This window comes from Mesorhizobium sp. M4B.F.Ca.ET.214.01.1.1 (assembly GCF_004791545.1).
Taxonomy (GTDB): domain Bacteria; phylum Pseudomonadota; class Alphaproteobacteria; order Rhizobiales; family Rhizobiaceae; genus Mesorhizobium; species Mesorhizobium abyssinicae.
Map to the genome: position 1 here is coordinate 1 of NZ_SRUX01000010.1, position 16,502 is coordinate 16,502.

General features: G+C 65.3%; 14 protein-coding genes. 5 read left to right on the forward strand and 9 right to left on the reverse strand.

Annotation, left to right across the window (positions count from 1 at the left end):
- On the forward strand, positions 1–221 hold a 221-nt coding region (locus tag EN857_RS19900), incomplete at its 5' end, for a transposase (protein WP_135859019.1).
- A 73-nt stretch (positions 222–294) separates the two neighbouring features.
- Here EN857_RS19900 and uvrB read toward each other — a convergent pair.
- Both uvrB and EN857_RS19910 read right to left on the reverse strand, forming a co-directional pair.
- Positions 295–3,441 carry an excinuclease ABC subunit UvrB gene (gene uvrB, locus EN857_RS19905; protein ID WP_127393959.1) on the reverse strand — a complete coding sequence of 1,049 codons (3,147 nt, stop codon included), beginning with the start codon at positions 3,439–3,441 and terminating at the stop codon, positions 295–297.
- 113 nt (positions 3,442–3,554) lie between these two features.
- Positions 3,555–4,805 carry a hypothetical protein gene (locus EN857_RS19910; protein WP_128276023.1) on the reverse strand — a complete coding sequence of 417 codons (1,251 nt, stop codon included), beginning with the start codon at positions 4,803–4,805 and terminating at the stop codon, positions 3,555–3,557.
- A 116-nt stretch (positions 4,806–4,921) separates the two neighbouring features.
- Between EN857_RS19910 and EN857_RS19915 the strand changes: the two genes are divergently transcribed.
- Together EN857_RS19915 and EN857_RS19920 are read left to right on the forward strand one after the other, a co-directional pair.
- On the forward strand, positions 4,922–5,968 hold the full coding sequence (locus EN857_RS19915) for a CapA family protein (protein WP_127393792.1): 1,047 nt from the start codon (positions 4,922–4,924) through the stop codon (positions 5,966–5,968).
- Between the two features lie 64 nt (positions 5,969–6,032).
- On the forward strand, positions 6,033–7,004 hold the full coding sequence (locus tag EN857_RS19920) for a DUF3137 domain-containing protein (protein WP_127393791.1): 972 nt from the start codon (positions 6,033–6,035) through the stop codon (positions 7,002–7,004).
- A gap of 108 nt (positions 7,005–7,112) precedes the next feature.
- On the opposite strand, the gene EN857_RS19925 is transcribed toward EN857_RS19920, so the two are convergent.
- From EN857_RS19925 to EN857_RS19940, 4 genes are all read right to left on the reverse strand, one after another.
- Positions 7,113–7,595: a DUF2314 domain-containing protein gene (locus EN857_RS19925; protein ID WP_127393790.1), complete on the reverse strand. Its 483-nt coding sequence runs from the start codon at positions 7,593–7,595 to the stop codon at positions 7,113–7,115.
- 51 nt (positions 7,596–7,646) lie between these two features.
- Positions 7,647–7,904, reverse strand: a complete 258-nt coding sequence (locus EN857_RS19930; RefSeq protein ID WP_126058713.1) for a SemiSWEET transporter — start codon at positions 7,902–7,904, stop codon at positions 7,647–7,649.
- A 122-nt stretch (positions 7,905–8,026) separates the two neighbouring features.
- Complete coding sequence (locus tag EN857_RS19935) at positions 8,027–8,539, reverse strand: hypothetical protein (protein WP_126058714.1); 513 nt, start codon at positions 8,537–8,539, stop codon at positions 8,027–8,029.
- 121 nt (positions 8,540–8,660) lie between these two features.
- Positions 8,661–9,776, reverse strand: coding sequence for a hypothetical protein (locus tag EN857_RS19940; protein WP_128346787.1), 1,116 nt, complete (start codon positions 9,774–9,776; stop codon positions 8,661–8,663).
- Positions 9,777–10,576: 800 nt separating this feature from the next.
- Here EN857_RS19940 and EN857_RS19945 point away from each other — a divergent pair.
- On the forward strand, positions 10,577–11,515 hold the full coding sequence (locus EN857_RS19945) for a diacylglycerol kinase family protein (protein ID WP_127393381.1): 939 nt from the start codon (positions 10,577–10,579) through the stop codon (positions 11,513–11,515).
- Between the two features lie 92 nt (positions 11,516–11,607).
- On the opposite strand, the gene EN857_RS19950 is transcribed toward EN857_RS19945, so the two are convergent.
- From EN857_RS19950 to EN857_RS19960, 3 genes are read right to left on the reverse strand one after another with little or no spacing between them, the layout of a single operon-like run.
- On the reverse strand, positions 11,608–12,531 hold the full coding sequence (locus tag EN857_RS19950) for an NAD(P)-dependent oxidoreductase (protein WP_127393382.1): 924 nt from the start codon (positions 12,529–12,531) through the stop codon (positions 11,608–11,610).
- Positions 12,528–13,739 carry a mandelate racemase/muconate lactonizing enzyme family protein gene (locus EN857_RS19955; protein ID WP_127393383.1) on the reverse strand — a complete coding sequence of 404 codons (1,212 nt, stop codon included), beginning with the start codon at positions 13,737–13,739 and terminating at the stop codon, positions 12,528–12,530. The genes EN857_RS19950 and EN857_RS19955 overlap by 4 nt, the downstream gene beginning before the upstream one ends.
- On the reverse strand, positions 13,736–15,352 hold the full coding sequence (locus EN857_RS19960) for a GMC family oxidoreductase N-terminal domain-containing protein (RefSeq protein WP_135859022.1): 1,617 nt from the start codon (positions 15,350–15,352) through the stop codon (positions 13,736–13,738). The genes EN857_RS19955 and EN857_RS19960 overlap by 4 nt, the downstream gene beginning before the upstream one ends.
- A gap of 205 nt (positions 15,353–15,557) precedes the next feature.
- Here EN857_RS19960 and EN857_RS19965 point away from each other — a divergent pair, with 205 nt between their 5' ends.
- Positions 15,558–16,499: a phosphoribosylaminoimidazolesuccinocarboxamide synthase gene (locus EN857_RS19965; RefSeq protein ID WP_127394340.1), complete on the forward strand. Its 942-nt coding sequence runs from the start codon at positions 15,558–15,560 to the stop codon at positions 16,497–16,499.
- Positions 16,500–16,502: the final 3 nt, after the last annotated feature.

Below are 16,502 nucleotides of genomic sequence, written 5' to 3' on the forward strand. Positions count from 1 at the left end.
GCCGCATTATCTGGGGCGGTCGTCACGCCGTGCGCAGGGTGGTCTATATGGCTGCCCTCACCGCCAGTCGCTCAAATCCCGTCCTCAAGGCCTTCCACCAGCGTCTCATCGCCAAGGGCAAGGAGCCCAAGGTCGCTCTCGTCGCCGTGGCACGAAAGATCCTGACCATCCTCAGCGCGATGATCCAAAACAACGAACCTTGGAATCCAAACAGGTCCTGACGAACACAGTTGCTCATCCGTCTCGGCGCCGCGCGCCCATTCACCTTCTCCCACAAGGGGAGAAGGAGAGGCGCTACCGTCCCGGCCTACCCGTCTTGCCCGGCCGACGCTTTTCGCGGCGGGCGTCGCCGGGATCCTCGTAGGAGCCGATGCCGGCGCGCTGGCGAACGATTGGTTTAGGGGAATCGTCGCGTTCCTTCGCGCCCCCCTCTGTCCTGCCGGACATCTCCCCCACATGGGGGGAGATTGGCTTTGGTTTCGCCGGCACTTTTCCTTCGACCGGCTTTTCGGTCCGCCGCACCGTCATCTCGTCGAGCGAGTTCTTCTTGAACAATGGTTTGGTGGGCTCGCCGGGGATGCCGAAGTCGGAACCGTGCGCCTCCTGCGCCGACTGCTTCTTGAACAGCGAGCGCGACACGGCACCCGCGGGCGTCGGCATGTCGGTGCCAGGGCCCATGTCGTCGATCGACGGTTTGGCGAACAGTGGCTTCTTCACCGGCACGGCGCCATCGGCGCCCATTTCGTCGAGTTGCGGCTTGCGGAAGAGGTTGGGCCGGGCAGCCTTGGCAGCCGCTTCGGCGGCGCGAGCTTCGTCGAGCCTGCGGAAACGTTCCTGTTCCTCCGCGGTACGATGTTTCGCCACGCCCTTGTTGTGCTTGCCCTTTTCGCGGCCCGAGGCCGGGCTCTGGCTTTCGACTTCGCGTGCCAGCGGGTCGTCGGAGATGGCAAGCTCCATCTCGCGCAGCCGCTTGATCTCGTCGCGGATGCGGGCCGCCTTCTCGAAATCGAGATTGGCGGCGGCATCGCGCATCTGCTTGTCCAGCGCCTCGAGATGGGTCTTCAGATTGTTGCCCATCATCGCACCGGCATCGTCGGTGAACTGCGAGATGTCGGCGCGGACATGGTCCTTCTCGTAGACCGAATCGAGGATGTCGGCGATGCGCGACTTGACTGATTCCGGCGTGATGCCGTTGGCCGCGTTCCACTCCATCTGCTTCTCGCGGCGGCGGTTGGTTTCCGCCATGGCGCGTTCCATCGAGCCGGTGATCTGGTCGGCGTAGAGGATGACCTTGCCGTCGACGTTGCGGGCGGCGCGGCCAATGGTCTGGATCAGCGAGGTTTCGGAGCGCAAAAAACCTTCCTTGTCGGCGTCGAGAATGGCGACGAAGCCGCACTCGGGAATGTCGAGGCCCTCGCGCAGAAGGTTGATGCCGACCAGCACGTCGAAGGCGCCGAGGCGCAGATCGCGCAGGATCTCGATGCGCTCCAGCGTGTCGATGTCGGAGTGCATGTAGCGGACCCGGATGCCGTTCTCATGCAGATATTCGGTGAGGTCCTCGGCCATGCGCTTGGTGAGCACGGTGACCAACGTGCGGTAGCCGGCCCTGGTCGTCTCGCGGATTTCGCCGACGACGTCGTCGACCTGGCTCTTGGCGGGACGCACCTCGACCGGGGGGTCGATAAGTCCGGTCGGACGGATGACCTGCTCGGCGAAGACGCCGCCGGACTGCTCCAGTTCCCAGCCGCCGGGCGTCGCCGAAACCGCGACAGACAGAGGACGCATGGCGTCCCATTCCTCGAAGCGCAGCGGCCGGTTGTCCATGCAGGATGGCAAGCGGAAACCGTACTCGGCCAGCGTCGCCTTGCGGCGGAAGTCGCCGCGATACATGCCGCCGATCTGCGGCACGGTGACGTGGCTCTCGTCGATGAAGATCAGCGCATTGTCGGGCACATATTCGAACAGCGTCGGCGGCGGATCGCCCGGCTGGCGGCCGGTCAGGTAGCGCGAATAGTTCTCGATGCCGGCGCAGGAGCCGGTCGCCTCCAGCATCTCCAGGTCGAAGCGGGTGCGCTGCTCCAGCCGCTGCGCCTCCAGCAGACGGCCAGCCTTTTCAAGCTCTTGCAAGCGGTGCTTGAGCTCTTCCTTGATCGACTTGATGGCCTGATTCAAGGTCGGGCGCGGCGTCACGTAGTGCGAGTTGGCGTAGATCTTGACGCTTTTCAGCTCGCCGGTCTTCTGCCCGGTCAGCGGGTCGAACTCGGTGATCTGCTCGATCTCGTCGCCGAACATGGAGATGCGCCAGGCGCGGTCCTCGAGGTGGGCGGGGAAGATCTCGATCGTGTCACCGCGCACGCGAAAAGAGCCGCGGACGAAGTTGATGTCCTGGCGCTTGTATTGCTGGGCGACGAGATCGGCGAGCAGCGCGCGCTGGTCGAGCCGGTCGCCGATCTGCATCTGGAAGGTCATCGCCGTATAGGTCTCGACCGAGCCGATACCGTAGATGCAGGAGACCGAAGCGACGATGATGACGTCGTCGCGTTCCAGCAGCGAGCGCGTCGCCGAGTGGCGCATGCGGTCGATCTGCTCGTTGATCGAGGATTCTTTCTCGATATAGGTGTCGGTCCGGGGCACATAGGCCTCGGGCTGGTAGTAGTCGTAGTAGGAGACGAAATACTCGACGGCGTTTTCGGGGAAGAACTTCTTGAACTCGGCGTAGAGCTGCGCGGCCAGCGTCTTGTTCGGCGCCAGGATCAGGGCAGGGCGCTGCGTCTCCTCGATCACCTTGGCCATGGTGAAGGTCTTGCCTGAGCCGGTAACGCCGAGCAGCACCTGGGTGCGATCGTTCTGATCGACGCCTTCGACCAGGTCCTTGATCGCCGTCGGCTGGTCGCCGGCCGGCTCGAAATCCGACACCATCTTGATGGCGATGCCGCCTTCCGACTTTTCTGGGCGGGTAGGGCGGTGCGGCGTCCACAGCACGCCGTCCTTGTGCAGCGGATTGCCGGACTCGATCAGCGCCGACAGCGCGGCCACCGTGGCGGTGACGCCGCCGGACGAAATCGACTCGGCATCCTCCAGGCTGATGTCCAGGCCGGCGACCGGGTTGAGCCCCGCGGCCGTACGCTCCTTGGCTGACGCCGCGCCGCCCATCGAGGTGCCGCGCGCCGTGCGCCCGGGCGCGGACGAGCGTTCAGGGATCTTCTTGAGTGCTTTCGCCTTCGGCTGCTTCTCGGCTTCGCGCTCGATCTGGCCGGCCCAGTCGGCGATCGAGCCGGTCAGCGGCGCGCCGGCAAAGTCGGCCTGCGGCGCTTCGGCAAAGCCGCCGGGCTCGAGCGGTTCGGCGGCGTCGAGGAATTCAGTCAGCGGGCTGCGCCGCTTCGGCGCGCCACGGTCGTCCTGCGCCTGCGACGGCGTTTTCTTTTCGGGGAGTTTGGCCATGGCCCGAATATGGGAGGACTCGCCCGAAATGGAAAGAGCGGAGTGTCGGGGCACGCACCCGCCACCGATGCTGCTGACAGCAGGCTGTCAGGAGCGGTGGCGGGCCTGTGTCCTCAATTGAACCACAGCGCGAAGGTCAGGAAGCCGGCGCCGCCGAACTCGCGCTGGATCTGGTCGAAGTCGTCGCCGGTCAGGATCCTGCCACTCTCGAAATAGGGCGCGATGGCTGGGCCGGTGATCGACAGCACCAGATCGAACGTCTTCGGCTCGTCGAAGAAGCGCTTCATGTTGATGCCCTTGCCGGCGACGCGGAAATGCGGCAGCAGCACGCGCCCCTCAAGCAGGTCCTCGGCCATGTCGAGCGTGGCAAGCCAGGCCGTGACCTGTTCCTCGCCGACTTCGAGGCCGGTGAGCGGGTTGGGGCCTTTCTGCTTTGGACCGGGCAGCCATTCGCGGTCGTTGTCGGTCTCGGCGCGGATCGCCTTCCAGTCCTCGCGCGACAGCCGGATCATCTCCAGCAGATGGCGGCGCGCGGCCTGCCGGCGTTCCGGCTCGACCACCGGCCAGTTGACCAGATGCACCAGCGAGATGAAGTCGGCGAAGCGCCATTCGGAAGCGAAGATCGAGCCGCTCATGCCGCCGTCCGGCGGCACCAGCACGTCCTGCAGCGGCAGTTTGGCGCGCGGGAACAGCATGTGGAACGAGCCGTCGAACATGGTCTTGAAATCATGCGCCAGCCAGAAGTCGGCCTGCGCCATCAGGAACTCGGCATAGCCCTGCAGCCAGTAGCCGTCGGCGCGATCGAAGCGGAAGGTCAGTGACGGCGCCGGCCCGTCCGGCGCGCCGCCGCGCGACAGCGCGGCCATGATCGACGCGGCGCTCTCGTCCCGGGCGATGTTGCCGTCCTCGTTGAGGTCGATGCCGAGACGGGTGAGGTCGATGACCATGCCGATATCGGCATCGGCCGGCACGGAGCCCAGCGTGGCGGCGGATTTCTGCAGCCGGTCGCGGAAGGCGACCAGGATGGCGCGGAATTCCTCGTAGGTGAGCGGCTCGGGATTGGGGTTGTCCGGCACCGGCAACCGCATCAAGGGCAGCATGAAGGATTGCGGGCTTTCGAAACCGTGGCGATGCAGGCCGCCGGCTAGGATCTCCAGCGCGGTGAAGAATTCGCCGGCGCCGGCGGCGTATGCCGATGCCGGATCGCTGGGCGCGGCTGCCTCAAGCGCGGCGAGCGCGCTGTTGCGCTCGGTGACGGTCTTGGCCTCGAACAGCGGAGCGGGATCGGGGGCAGCGGCGCAAGGAGAAGCAAGCGGCAGGAGCAGAATGAGCGCAGATGCGACAAGGCTCGGCAATCGGGTCATTTCGGATCCTCCCGTCGGGTCTTCCATCGGCGAGAATACACAGATTTGCGGCGCTTCGTCTGCTGCTTCCTCCTGCCGGGCAGACGGTCTACACAGGGCAAACGAATGGGCATTGCGTGTCGAACTATCCGCTCTCCTACAAACTGTCCTGGCTGCCGCGCTTCCTGCGGCCGTCGCTCGGCGGCGAGGCGCGAGGCTTTGCGCCGCCGGCCGCGACGCTGATCGAGCCGCCGCCGGCGCGGAAGGTGCGGCTGGCCGTCCTCGGCGACATCTCGGCGGTCGCCAACCGCAGTGCGCCGGAGTGCGATCCGGCCCTCGCGGCGCTGCTCGCCTCCGCCGACCTGGTGGTCGGCAATTGCGAAAGTCCCGTCGTCGAGCGGCCGAGCGCCGTGGTCGGCACAAGGCTCGGCACGCATCATGCGATGACGGAGCGCTTCCTTGCCGACACCCTGGCGGCGGTCGGCATTGCGCGCGAGAAACTCGTCCTGTCTCTGGCCAACAACCACATGCTCGACCAGGGCGTCGCGGGTTTCGAGGAGACCGTCCGGACGCTGAAGCGGCTTGGTGTCCGCAGCATCGGCACTGCCGCGAAGGCGCCGATCGAGCGGTTCGCGGTGGGACCGCTGACCATAGGCCTCTTCGCTTTCACGCAGTGGCGCAATGCCGACGCCGCACCGTTCGCGAGCCGCGTGTCGATGCGAAGCGATCCGGGGCCGCGCGACGCGGCCAGGGACGTCGACCTCGTCTGCGCCGTGCCGCATTGGGGCTGGGAGTTCCGGCACTTTCCAAGACCGGAGACACGGTCGCTGGCCGAGCAACTGGCCGGGCAGGGCGTCGGGCTGATCGCCGGGCATCATGCCCATGTCGTGCAGCCGATGGAGCGGATCGGTAAGACGCTTGTCGCCTACGGGCTCGGCGATTTTCTCGGCACGGCCTTTGCCCGCCAGCCATGGCCGGGCCGCATCGGCTCCATCCTCGTCGTCGATGTCGGCGCCGACCTCGGCGCGCGCGGCGCCATAGCGGGCTACCGGCTGCATCCCTTCATGCGGCAGCGCGTCCGCGGCCATGAGCGGCTGGTCCCTGTCGAAGCGCTCAAGGGCCGACTGCGCGGCAAGGTCGAGGGCCGGCTGAAGGCGATCTTCAGCGAGCCGGCCGAGGCCTGACGACTTTTACGCAAAAGCCGCTATCATGGCCGCACGAGGCACAGTCTCTGCGGCGGGGGTGGCGATGGAAGCGGCGGATTTCATGCCGAGCGAGGCGGTGATCGCCGGCATCAGGAAAGACATCGAGGCCTATGAGGCGAAGCGGGCTTCAACCTACGGGCAGGTCCGCTGGCGGGTGCCGCTGTTCGTCGGCCTGGTGCTGGTGTTCGTGGCGCTTGTCGCCTGGCTGTTCAACGCGGCCGCCGACCCCAACGAGCAATGGTTCTCGACCCCGCACGTCTTCCTCTATGTCGGCGGCTTCGGGGCGGCGGTGCTGCTTTATTTCCAGGCGGTGAGACCGGCGACCAGGCTGCAGCAATCGTTCCGCGATACGGTTCTGCCGATGATCTTCGGCTTCGTCCGCGATGTGCGCTACCAGCATGGCGTGCGGCCGAATTCCTTCGACCGGCTGCCGCGCGAGACGATCGGGGCGTTCAACCGGCAGAGCTTCGACGACATCATATCTGGCCGCTACGAGGATTTCCCTTTCGAGCTTTACGAGGCGAAGCTGACGGAGGGCTCCGGCAAGAGCCAGCAGACGGTCTTCAAGGGCGTCATCGTCGCCTTCGAGACCATCGAGCCGTTCCCAGGCATGCTGGTTGCGGCGCGCAAGGCCGGCAAGGTGGTCGGCTTCTTCCGCGGCATGTTCTCCAGCAAGCTGCAGGAACTGGCCTGCGGCGTGCCGGAACTCGACGCCAGCTACGAGTTCCGCACCGACAATGTCGACGCGGCGAGGCCGCTGGTCACCGGACGCCTGGCCAGCGCGCTGACCTGGCTCGGCGAGACATGGCCATATGACCAGGCCCGCATCGCGCTCAACGGCAGCGACGGCTTCCTGCTCATGCCGCGCAGCAAGAATTTCTTCGAGCTGCCGGACATCTCCGTGCCGATCGACTACCAGACCCATATCGCGCCGATGATCGCCGATCTCGGCGCCATGCTGGCGACGGCGGCGCTGGTGCGCAAGATCGGCGCCGCGGACGACGCGGCCGGCTAAAGCGCGTCGTGCTGGAAACGGATCCAGGCGACGCGGTTTAGATCTTTGTTTTTATGCATGTCGTTTTCGCAAAACCGCTGCACACTTTTGCGCGACATGCATTGGCTCTCAGCAGTCGAAGCCGTAATTGCTGCGCAAATCATCCGCATCCTGCTCGGACATCTTCTTCAGCATCACGCAGACGGTGTAGCTGCCGACCTGATGGCCATCCCTGGTGTAGCCCCAGTCGGAAATGTCGTCGCGGGAGAATTCGATATACTGGCCGTAGACGACATTTTGGACGATCTCGGGCTCGTTGGCCAAAATGCCGGCAAAGCCGGTGGTGGTGCGCTTGAAGGGGATGACCCAGAAATGCTCCGTCGCATCGCCATCGACGATCATCACCTTCAGTTTGAATTTGTCGGTTCCTGGCGGCGGGGCCTCGGACAAGGCCAGGAAGTCATCCAGGCTGGCTCGAGCCTGTTCTATCGCCGCCGTCATCTCCGGATCGTCCGACCGCACCGTGACGGTCTTGTCGTCGCCTTGCGCCTGAACATGCGCGGGCGCAAGCGCCAGCATCAGGGACAGCACCGTGCGGGCTAAGACCTTCATGCAACGACCCCTCCACCCCGGCCGGCATCATCGTGCATCAAGTGCCGGTTTTCAACCGAAGCGCAGCTTCATGCCGAGGATGGCGATCACGAACAGGAAGGTGACGCCATTGGCGAGGATGACCGGCCAGGAGCCGATCAGCAGGCCGTAAAGGGTCCACAAGAAGACGCCGGTGGCGATGGAGCCGGTGGCGAACAGCGAGATGTCGCCGGCGCGGCGTTCGCGCGCGACCTTGGCGACCTGCGGAATCCAGCCAAGCGTGGTGATGAGGGCGGCAAACGCGCCGATGATTTCGATTGCGGGATGCAAGGGCGGGAACTGTCGAGCAAGCACCTGATGTGCGGTGCGTCCTATGGCAGATCGACCGAGTCCTGGGAAGCGGGCAGCGCCGCTGGACCAATCAAACTAAGCGGGTCGCCCCGCTTTGTTGCTTAAAGTCCGCTCGGCACGATCCCGGCCAGCCAGTCCGCCGACCGCTTGGCCATGCCGACCGTCGCGGACGCGGCGCGGCTGAGATCGGTCTTGACCACTGCGTAGCCGGCCTTGGTGCGGTAGAGCACCGCGCTGCCGCCATTGACCGCCGCTTCATAGGCGACCGGCTTCGCGGCTTCGGTTTCCGCCACCGTGGCCGGCGAGCCGACGGGAACGCTGGGGCGGTGGCTGAGCTCGGGCGGCAGCGGATCGACCGTGGCCTGCCTGGGTGTCAGGTCGGGCTTCGAGGCTATCGCGGCGAGCTCGGAGGAAGACGCCGAGCCCTTGGCGCGGCAGATGCCTGAAACCAGCGGATAGTTGAAGTTGCGCTCGTGCAGCATCTGGCTTTTCATCGCCGCTTCGCAATCGGCGATCGTCGCCCACTTGGCAGGCGTTTCGCCGATATACTCGCAAAGCTTGGCGTCGCAGTCGCAGCCGACGATGGTCATGGCGACAAGGGCGGTCTTGATCACGGTCTTGTCCTCGGATTCGTTCCCAAATGACCAGTCGCCGGGGAACAAGGCGGGATTTGGCCACGATTGTGATTTGTGCGTGACGGAATGTTTCCGGGGCTCCGGCTGTGACTGAAAAGCCTCAACCGTCGTACACGTGCTCGAGCCTGGCACCGGCTTTGATCAGCGCCGGCAGCGCCACATGCAGCTTGCGCACGGCGACGGTCAGGCCGGTCCGGCGCGTGTCCGGATCGGCCGGGAGCGGATAGCTGAACAGGGCACGCGTCCCTTCAGGCATGGCGATCTCGGCTGGCGAAAGCACGGTGAGCATGATCTCGTCATTGCCGCCGATCTCGACAAAGGAAACGCCCTTGTCGATCAGGCGCGGGATCATCTCGCTGAGCTGACCGTCCTTGGTGACGAAGACTGTGCCATCGGCGCCGAAATCACGCTCGAGCAGCGTGTCCGGCTCGGTGCGCGTCGCCTCGCCGATCGGCCCTTTGGCCCAGACATGGATGCCGGCCGGATCGGAGGCCGGGGCTAATGTAGCGCTGACGAACCCGGCATAGACCTGCTTGACGGTGTCGGCGAGGCCGAAGGCGAGCTTGCGCTCGCCGCTGCGCACGGCGCCATCGCCCGGAGCCGGCTGGACGCCGAACAGTCCGGCGCGCTTTTCGGCATAGGGGAATTGGTACCACGGCGCCCGGTCGAGGAAGCCGGCGTATTCATTCGCCATCCTGGCCTGGTAGCTATCAGTCGCTGTGCGCCTGCCGGCGATCGCCTCGGTGATGCGGCCAACGGTGTTTTCATAGGCCCATTGCAGTGCCAGTTCGACGGTCTGGCCGATGCCGATGACGACCTGCGTCCGGTGATCGGCGACGTTGAATTCGCTCCCCGAACTGGCGCGGATCATCGTCGCGTAGCCCTGCCAGAAGCGGCTGACATAGGACCAGTAGGGAAAGCCGCTCGGCTGGTCTTTGGCGACGAAGCCGGCGTAGTCGCGAGCCGCGTAGACGACCGTCCAGTACGGATAGGCGACATAGGTGGCTTGCCGCGGCTGCTGGTAGCCGGGGATTTCGGCGCGGACCTTTTTCGCGAGGCGGTTTGGCGGGGCGCCGTCGGTGACATCCTCCAAGGGCGTGAGCGAGGGCGTGGTCAGGAAACCGTAGCCCAGCCCGGCCACCGGGATGAGCACGATGATGACCGCCAGCCAGAGGATCGTCTTGACGATGCGTCTCAGCCAGCGGAGCAGGATCATGGCCGTTCAGGCCTGAGCGAAGGGGTCGTGCCCGCGCCTTGCCCGCGCGAACCTCGGCCGTCCTGTGGCATGGGCGATGGCAGGCCTCCAGAACAGCGTCATGAAGCGTCCCCTTCAATCGACATGGAACGTTAGCCGATTCCGGCGCCCGTTGCGAAAGGGAAAGCCCAAAAAACAGTCGGCGCTGGGATTTCTCCCAGCGCCTCCCTGTCAGATCAGGACACGGTCGCGGCAGCAACTCCCGAAAGATGTCGCGCCAAGCCGGCCTTGATTTTGACGGTCCTGCCAGTCGCCACCCGAGGGCAGCGCCCGTTCCAGACCCCGCCGGTCTCCACCCTTGCGGGCTTCGCCCAGCGTGCCATCGAAGGTTTTCACCGGCCTTCATGGCAGCATCGGTCCGCCGTTGGCGTTCGCACGCTTTCCGCGGCCCCGCCGACATCCGTCCCTCCAACAGGCGAGCCTGCTCTCGTTCTGGACCGTACGGGCCTCAGGAAATCCGCCTTTCCGCTTTGCCTTTCGGCTGGGCGATCGGTAGCCGCCTGAGATGGGTTCAACGTACGCCGGGTAAGGGTTTTGGGGAACTGCCCCCAGCCTGTGGATAGCGGGATTATCGGGGACCAAGCCAAGGCGGCGCAGGAATTTTTCGGGAAGCCGACGAAAGAGGCGCGAAACGCGGCCGCGTTGCGCCTGATCCGGCATTGCCGGACATTCGGCGCTTGCCCCGCGAGGCGGCGCGGGCTTCAATGCCGACAAAGGATTCCAGGTGCAAGCGCTCCTGTGATTCCTTCAGGGGAGGTTGCTTGAAGGTCGGGGTTGTTCTCAATCCGATTGCCGGCGGCGGCCGGCTGAAACGGCACTGGCCGGAGGTCAGCGCTTCGCTGAAGAAGCATTTCGGCGATTTCGAACTGCGCGAGACACAGGCCGAAGGCGATGCTGAAAGGCTGGCACTCGACCTCGCTGCCAGCGGCTTCGATCTGGTCATTGCGGCGGGAGGCGACGGCACGGCGAGCGAAACGGCGGACGGACTGCTGCAGGCGTTCGATGAAACCGGCCGGATATGCGAGCTCGGCCTCTTGCCTTGCGGCACCGGCATCGACTTTGCTCGCGGGCTCGGCCTGCCGCACGACATCGATGCCACGCTGAAGCACATCGCCGAAGCCAAGCCGCGCAAGGTCGATGCAGGGCGCATCTGCTACATCGACGATCATGGCGCGCTGGCCAGCCGCCACTTCATCAACATCGCCAGCCTGGGCCTCTCGGGGGCGACGGACCGCGCCGTCAACGCCGACAAGCGCAAGGGCAAGGTCTCGGCCAAGGCGCTGTTCTTCTGGCGCACGGTTCTGGAGTTCATCCGCTATCGCTTCCAGGACGTCAGGATCACCGTCGACGACGGCGCGCCGGTCGAGGCGCGGATGGCGCTGGTGGCGGTCGCCAACGGAAAGTTCTTCGGCGGCGGCATGATGATCGCGCCCGACGCGGAACTCGGCGACGGCGCCTTCGATATCGTCATCCTGCGCGCGGCGAGCAAGCTGAGGCTGATCCTCGACATCCGGCTGCTCTATGGCGGACGGCACCGCAACCATCCGGCGATCACCATCCTGCGCGGCAAGAAAGTGGTTGTCGAACCGCTCGGCGATGTGGAAAAGAACGGCGCGCTGGTCGACATAGACGGCGAGTCGCCGGGCCGGATTCCGGCGACGTTCGAGATCCTGCCCGACGCGCTGACGCTCAGATACTGAATCAAGCCGTTGAGGAATTGATTCAGGCGGTTGCCGGCCTGATTCCGGCGAGCCGCCCAATTCGCTGAAATCGCTCGTAAAGTTTAGCCGCCTCAGGTTTCCAGCCTGGCCGGGAATCCGGGCGCGCGCAGATCGGTGCCGACCGCATCCTCGAGCAGCTTGACGATCTGCGTCGACCAGGCGCCGCCGCCATAGGCTTCCTTGCCCTGTTCGAAAATCGCATTGACGTGCGACGCGAGATCGAGCGGCACGCCGAAATCCTTGCCCATGCGCAGCGCGAAGCCGAGGTCCTTCAGCGCCAGGTCCATGGTGAAGCCGATATCGTAGGATCCGTTAAGCACCAGCTGGCTTTCGGTCTCGTGGACAAAACTGTTGCCCGAGGAGGCGACGATGGCATGGTAGGCTTGGGCGAGGTCGAGCCCGCCCTGTTTGGCCAGCATCAGCGCCTCGCCGGCGGCGACGAGATGGATGAAGGCCAGCATGTTGGTGATGACCTTGATCACCGCCGCCGAGCCGATCGGACCCATCAGGAAGGATTTTGCGCACATCGCCTCGATGGCCGGCCGGTGCCGCTCGTAAAGCGCGCCGTCGCCGCCGACCAGCGCGGTGATCTTTCCCGCCGCCGCCAGATGCACGCCGCCGGTGACCGGGCATTCCAGCGTCTCGATTCCCTTCGCCGACGCCAGTGCCGCGAGCCGCACGATCTCGTCGCGGCCGTTGGTCGACATCTCGATCCAGGCGCCGCCAGCCGGAAGGCCTTCGAGCAATCCGCCGGGACCGGCGAGCACTGTCTCGCTGACCTTGGGCGAGGGCAGGCAAGAGATGGCATTGCCGGCGCGAGCGGCGGCTTCGGCCGGGCTGTTCACGGCGCTGGCGCCGAGCGCCACCAGGCGCTCGACGGCTGGCGGGTCGCGGTCGAAGACGGTGACGTCGAAACCATTGCGGACCAGGCTGGCGGCGAGGTGGCCGCCGAGATGGCCTAAGCCGATGAAGGCGTAAGCGGGCCGCTCGCTCACGGCATCAACGGCGTCTGCATCATCTGCAGATGCAGATCCTTGCCGCTGTAAGGATGCGCGTCGCAAACCGCCTCGTCGAGCTCGACGCCGAGGCCGGGCTCCTTCGAAGGAATGACGTTGCCGTCCTGCCACTCGATCTTCTTCTTCAGCAGCGTGGCATGAAAACCGTCCCACTGCTTCAGCGATTCCAGGATCAGGAAGTTGGGCAGCGTCACCGCCAGCTGGATGTTGGCGGCGCCGACGATCGGACCGCAATAGCAGTGCGGCGCGACCTGGATGTGGTAGGCCTCGGCCATGGCGGCGATCTTCTTGGTTTCCAGGATGCCGCCGGAGCGGCCGAGGTCGGGCTGCAGGATCGTCGCGGCGTGGTTCTCGATGACGCGGGCGAACTCGAATTTGGTCGTCAGCCGCTCGCCGGTTGCGATGGGGATGGAGGTCGCGCGGGCGACCTGCGCCATCACCTCCGGCATGTCCGGCGGCACCGGCTCCTCGAACCACAGCGGGTCATAGGGCTCGATGGCGCGGGCGAGACGCAGCGCGCCCGAGGCAGTGAACTGGCCATGCGTGCCGAACAGGATGTCCGCCCTGTTTCCGACGGCTTCGCGGATCGCCTTGACCATGCGGGCGGAGAGGTCGATGTCGATGAGGCGCGGCTGGTGGCCGTCGAAAGCGGTGTAGGGGCCGGCCGGGTCGAGCTTGACGGCGCTGAAGCCCTGCTTGACATATTCGAGCGCGCAGGCGGCGGCCAATTCCGGGTCGTTGTAGACATTCTTGCCGCGCGCGTCCTCGGAATGCACGCTGCCCGTATGCGGGTAGAGATAGGTGTAGGAGCGCAGCGTCTCGTGCACCTGGCCGCCGAGCAATTTGTAAACCGGCTTGTCGGCTTCCTTGCCGATGATGTCCCAGCAGGCCATTTCCAGCGCCGAGAAACAGCCCATGCCGGAAACGTCCGGGCGCTGAGTGAAGCCGGAGGAATAGATGCGGCGGAAGAGGTTCTCGATGTCGTGCGGATCGCGGCCGACAAGATAACGCTCGGCCATGTCCTCGATCATCCTGGCGGTGACGTGGCCGGAGAAGGTGGCATTGTAGGCCTCGCCATAGCCGACCACGCCGCCATCGGTGGTGAGCTTGACGAAGATGAAATACTTGCCGCCGATGCCGGGCGGCGGGTTGCCGACAACCCAGGTCTTGACGTCGGTGATCTTCATTTCTGATCCTCCAGAACCAGTTCGGCGCCCTTCCATCCGGTCAGGATCGAGGCGGCGTTGGTGTTGCCGGTGATGTTGTCGGGAAAGATCGAGGCGTCGATGACGCGCAGGCCGGCAACCCCGTGCACCCTGAGGCGCGGATCGACAACGGCGCGCGCGGCGTCCGGCCCCATGCGGCAGGTCGAGACCGGATGGTAGACGGTGCCCGAGCGCTTCCTGAAATCCTGAATCAGGTCGGCGTCGGAAGTGATTGACGGACCGGGCAAAACCTCTTCCTCGATGATCTCGGCCATCGCCGGCATCGCGGCGATCTTGCGCACGAACTTCACCGCCGCCAGCATCTCGTCGACATCGGCGTTGGTCGAATAGGCATTGGGCGTGATCCGCGGATAGTCGCGCGGATTGCTCGAGCGGATCATGATCTCGCCGCGGCTCGACGGGCGGCAGTTGGAAAGGCCGATCGAGAAGCCGGGCCACGGGTCGGGGGTCAGGATCGGGCGCTCACCGCTCTTCGGAATGACGGTGGAGAAGGCCTGGAAATAGAGCTGCATGTTCGGCCGCGCCAGGGTCGGGTCGGTGCGGAAGAAACCGCCGGCATTGTTCATCGACAGCGACAGCGGCCCGGACCGGAACAGTATGTACTGCATGCCGACCATGAGCTTGCCCCACCAGGGGCGCAGGATCTGGTTGAGTGTCGGCAGCCTGCCCTTGAATGTGTAGTTGATGCCGACATGGTCCTGCAGGTTCGCGCCGACATTCTCGTTGGCGTGGATGAGCGGAATGCCGAGGTCTCCGAGCAGCGCCGACGGGCCCACACCGGAGAGCTGCAGCAGCTGCGGCGAGTTGATGGAGCCGCCGGACAGGATGACCTCACGGCCAGCGCGCGCGGTCCAGGTCTCGCCGTTCTGCTGATATTCGACACCGACGGCGCGCTTGCCCTCGAACAGGATTTTGGTCGCCAGCGCGTTTGTCTCGACGCGCACATTGGCACGCTTCATCGCCGGGCGCAGGAAGGCGCGGGCGGCCGACATGCGGCGGCCGTTCCTGGTGGTGATCTGGTAGATGCCGACGCCTTCCTGGGAAGCGCCGTTGAAATCCGGATTGAGCGGCAGGCCGGCCTGCTGCGCTGCCGCAAGGTAGCGTTTCGTCAGCGGGTGGACGGCATTTGCGCAGTCGGTGATGTGCAAGGGACCGCCGACGCCGCGCCATCTGTCGGCGCCGGCCTCATTGTCCTCCAGCGCCTTGAAGGCGGGGAGCAGGTCGTCGTAGCTCCAACCTGGATTGCCGGCGGCCGCCCAGGCGTCGAAATCCTCGCGCGCGCCCCTGATATAGACCATGGCATTGATCGAGCTGGAGCCGCCGAGCAGCTTGCCGCGCGGCCAGTGGTCGGCATTGCCGCCAAGGCCAGGATCGGGCTCCGCTTTATAGTTCCAGTTGACGGCCGGGTCGAAGAAGGTCTTGCCGTAGCCGAGCGGCATCTGGACGTAGAAGCGGCGGTCGGTGCCGCCGGCCTCCAGCACCAGGACCGAGAAACGGCCGGAGGCCGACAGTCTTTCGGCGAGCACCGAACCGGCCGAGCCGGAGCCGACGATGATGAAATCATAGGTCTGCATGACTGGTGGGCGGCTCCGGTAATCTGGCCGCAGCCTAGACGCGGCGGGTTCGCCGCGTCGCCGCGCCTTCCGGCATCGGTTGTGAAAAATACGACCGCCGCAATAGCGATGGCTAGCGGGATAACCCGACAATCCCGCTTGATATGCACGGGGTCGAGAGCTTATGCGAAGGCATCGACGAATCCCCGGGAGGCAGGAGATCCAAATGCGTACCCTCTCCGATGCCTTCATCCCGGAACTGCCAGGCTACTACAAGGGCAAGGTCCGCGAGAACTACGACCTGCCCGACGGCAGGCGCATCATCATCGCCACCGACCGCCTCAGCGCCTTCGACATCATCCTTGCCTCGATCCCGTTCAAGGGCGAGATCCTCACCCAGACCGCCCGCTACTGGTTCGAGGAAACGGCCGATATCTGCCCGAACCATGTCCTCGAATATCCCGACCCGAACGTCGTCGTCGGCACAAGGCTGGACATCCTGCCGGTCGAGATCGTCGTGCGCGGCTATCTGGCGGGAACCACCAGCACCTCGATCCTGACCCGGTACCGGAAGGGCGAGCGGGTGATGTATGGAATGAGGCTACCGGACGGCCTGCGCGACAATGAGAAGCTGGCCGAGCCGGTCATCACGCCGACGAGCAAGGCTTCGGATGGCGGCCATGACGAGCCGCTGTCGAAGGCAGAGATCCTCGATCAAGGGCTTCTGACGCCAGCACAGTGGGATACCGTGTCAGATTACGCGCTGCGGCTGTTCGCCCGCGGCCAGGCGCGCGCCGCCGAACGCGGGCTCATCCTCGCCGACACGAAATATGAATTCGGCACCGACAGAAACGGGACCATCATCCTGGCCGACGAGATCCACACGCCGGACAGCAGCCGCTACTGGATCGCGGCCAGCTACGAACAGGCTTTTGCGAGCGGCGAACGGCCCGAGAGCTTCGACAAGGATTTTATCCGGTCATGGGTCGCGGCGCGCTGCGATCCATACAGGGATCCGATCCCGACCATACCGGACGAGATCGTCGAACAGGCTTCGCTGGTCTATGCGCAGGCCTATGAGGCGATCACCGGCAAGGAATTCGCCCCCGACGTTTCCGGGGATACCGTGCTCGATCGCATCCGCGCGAACCTCGAGCGTTACTTTTAGGGT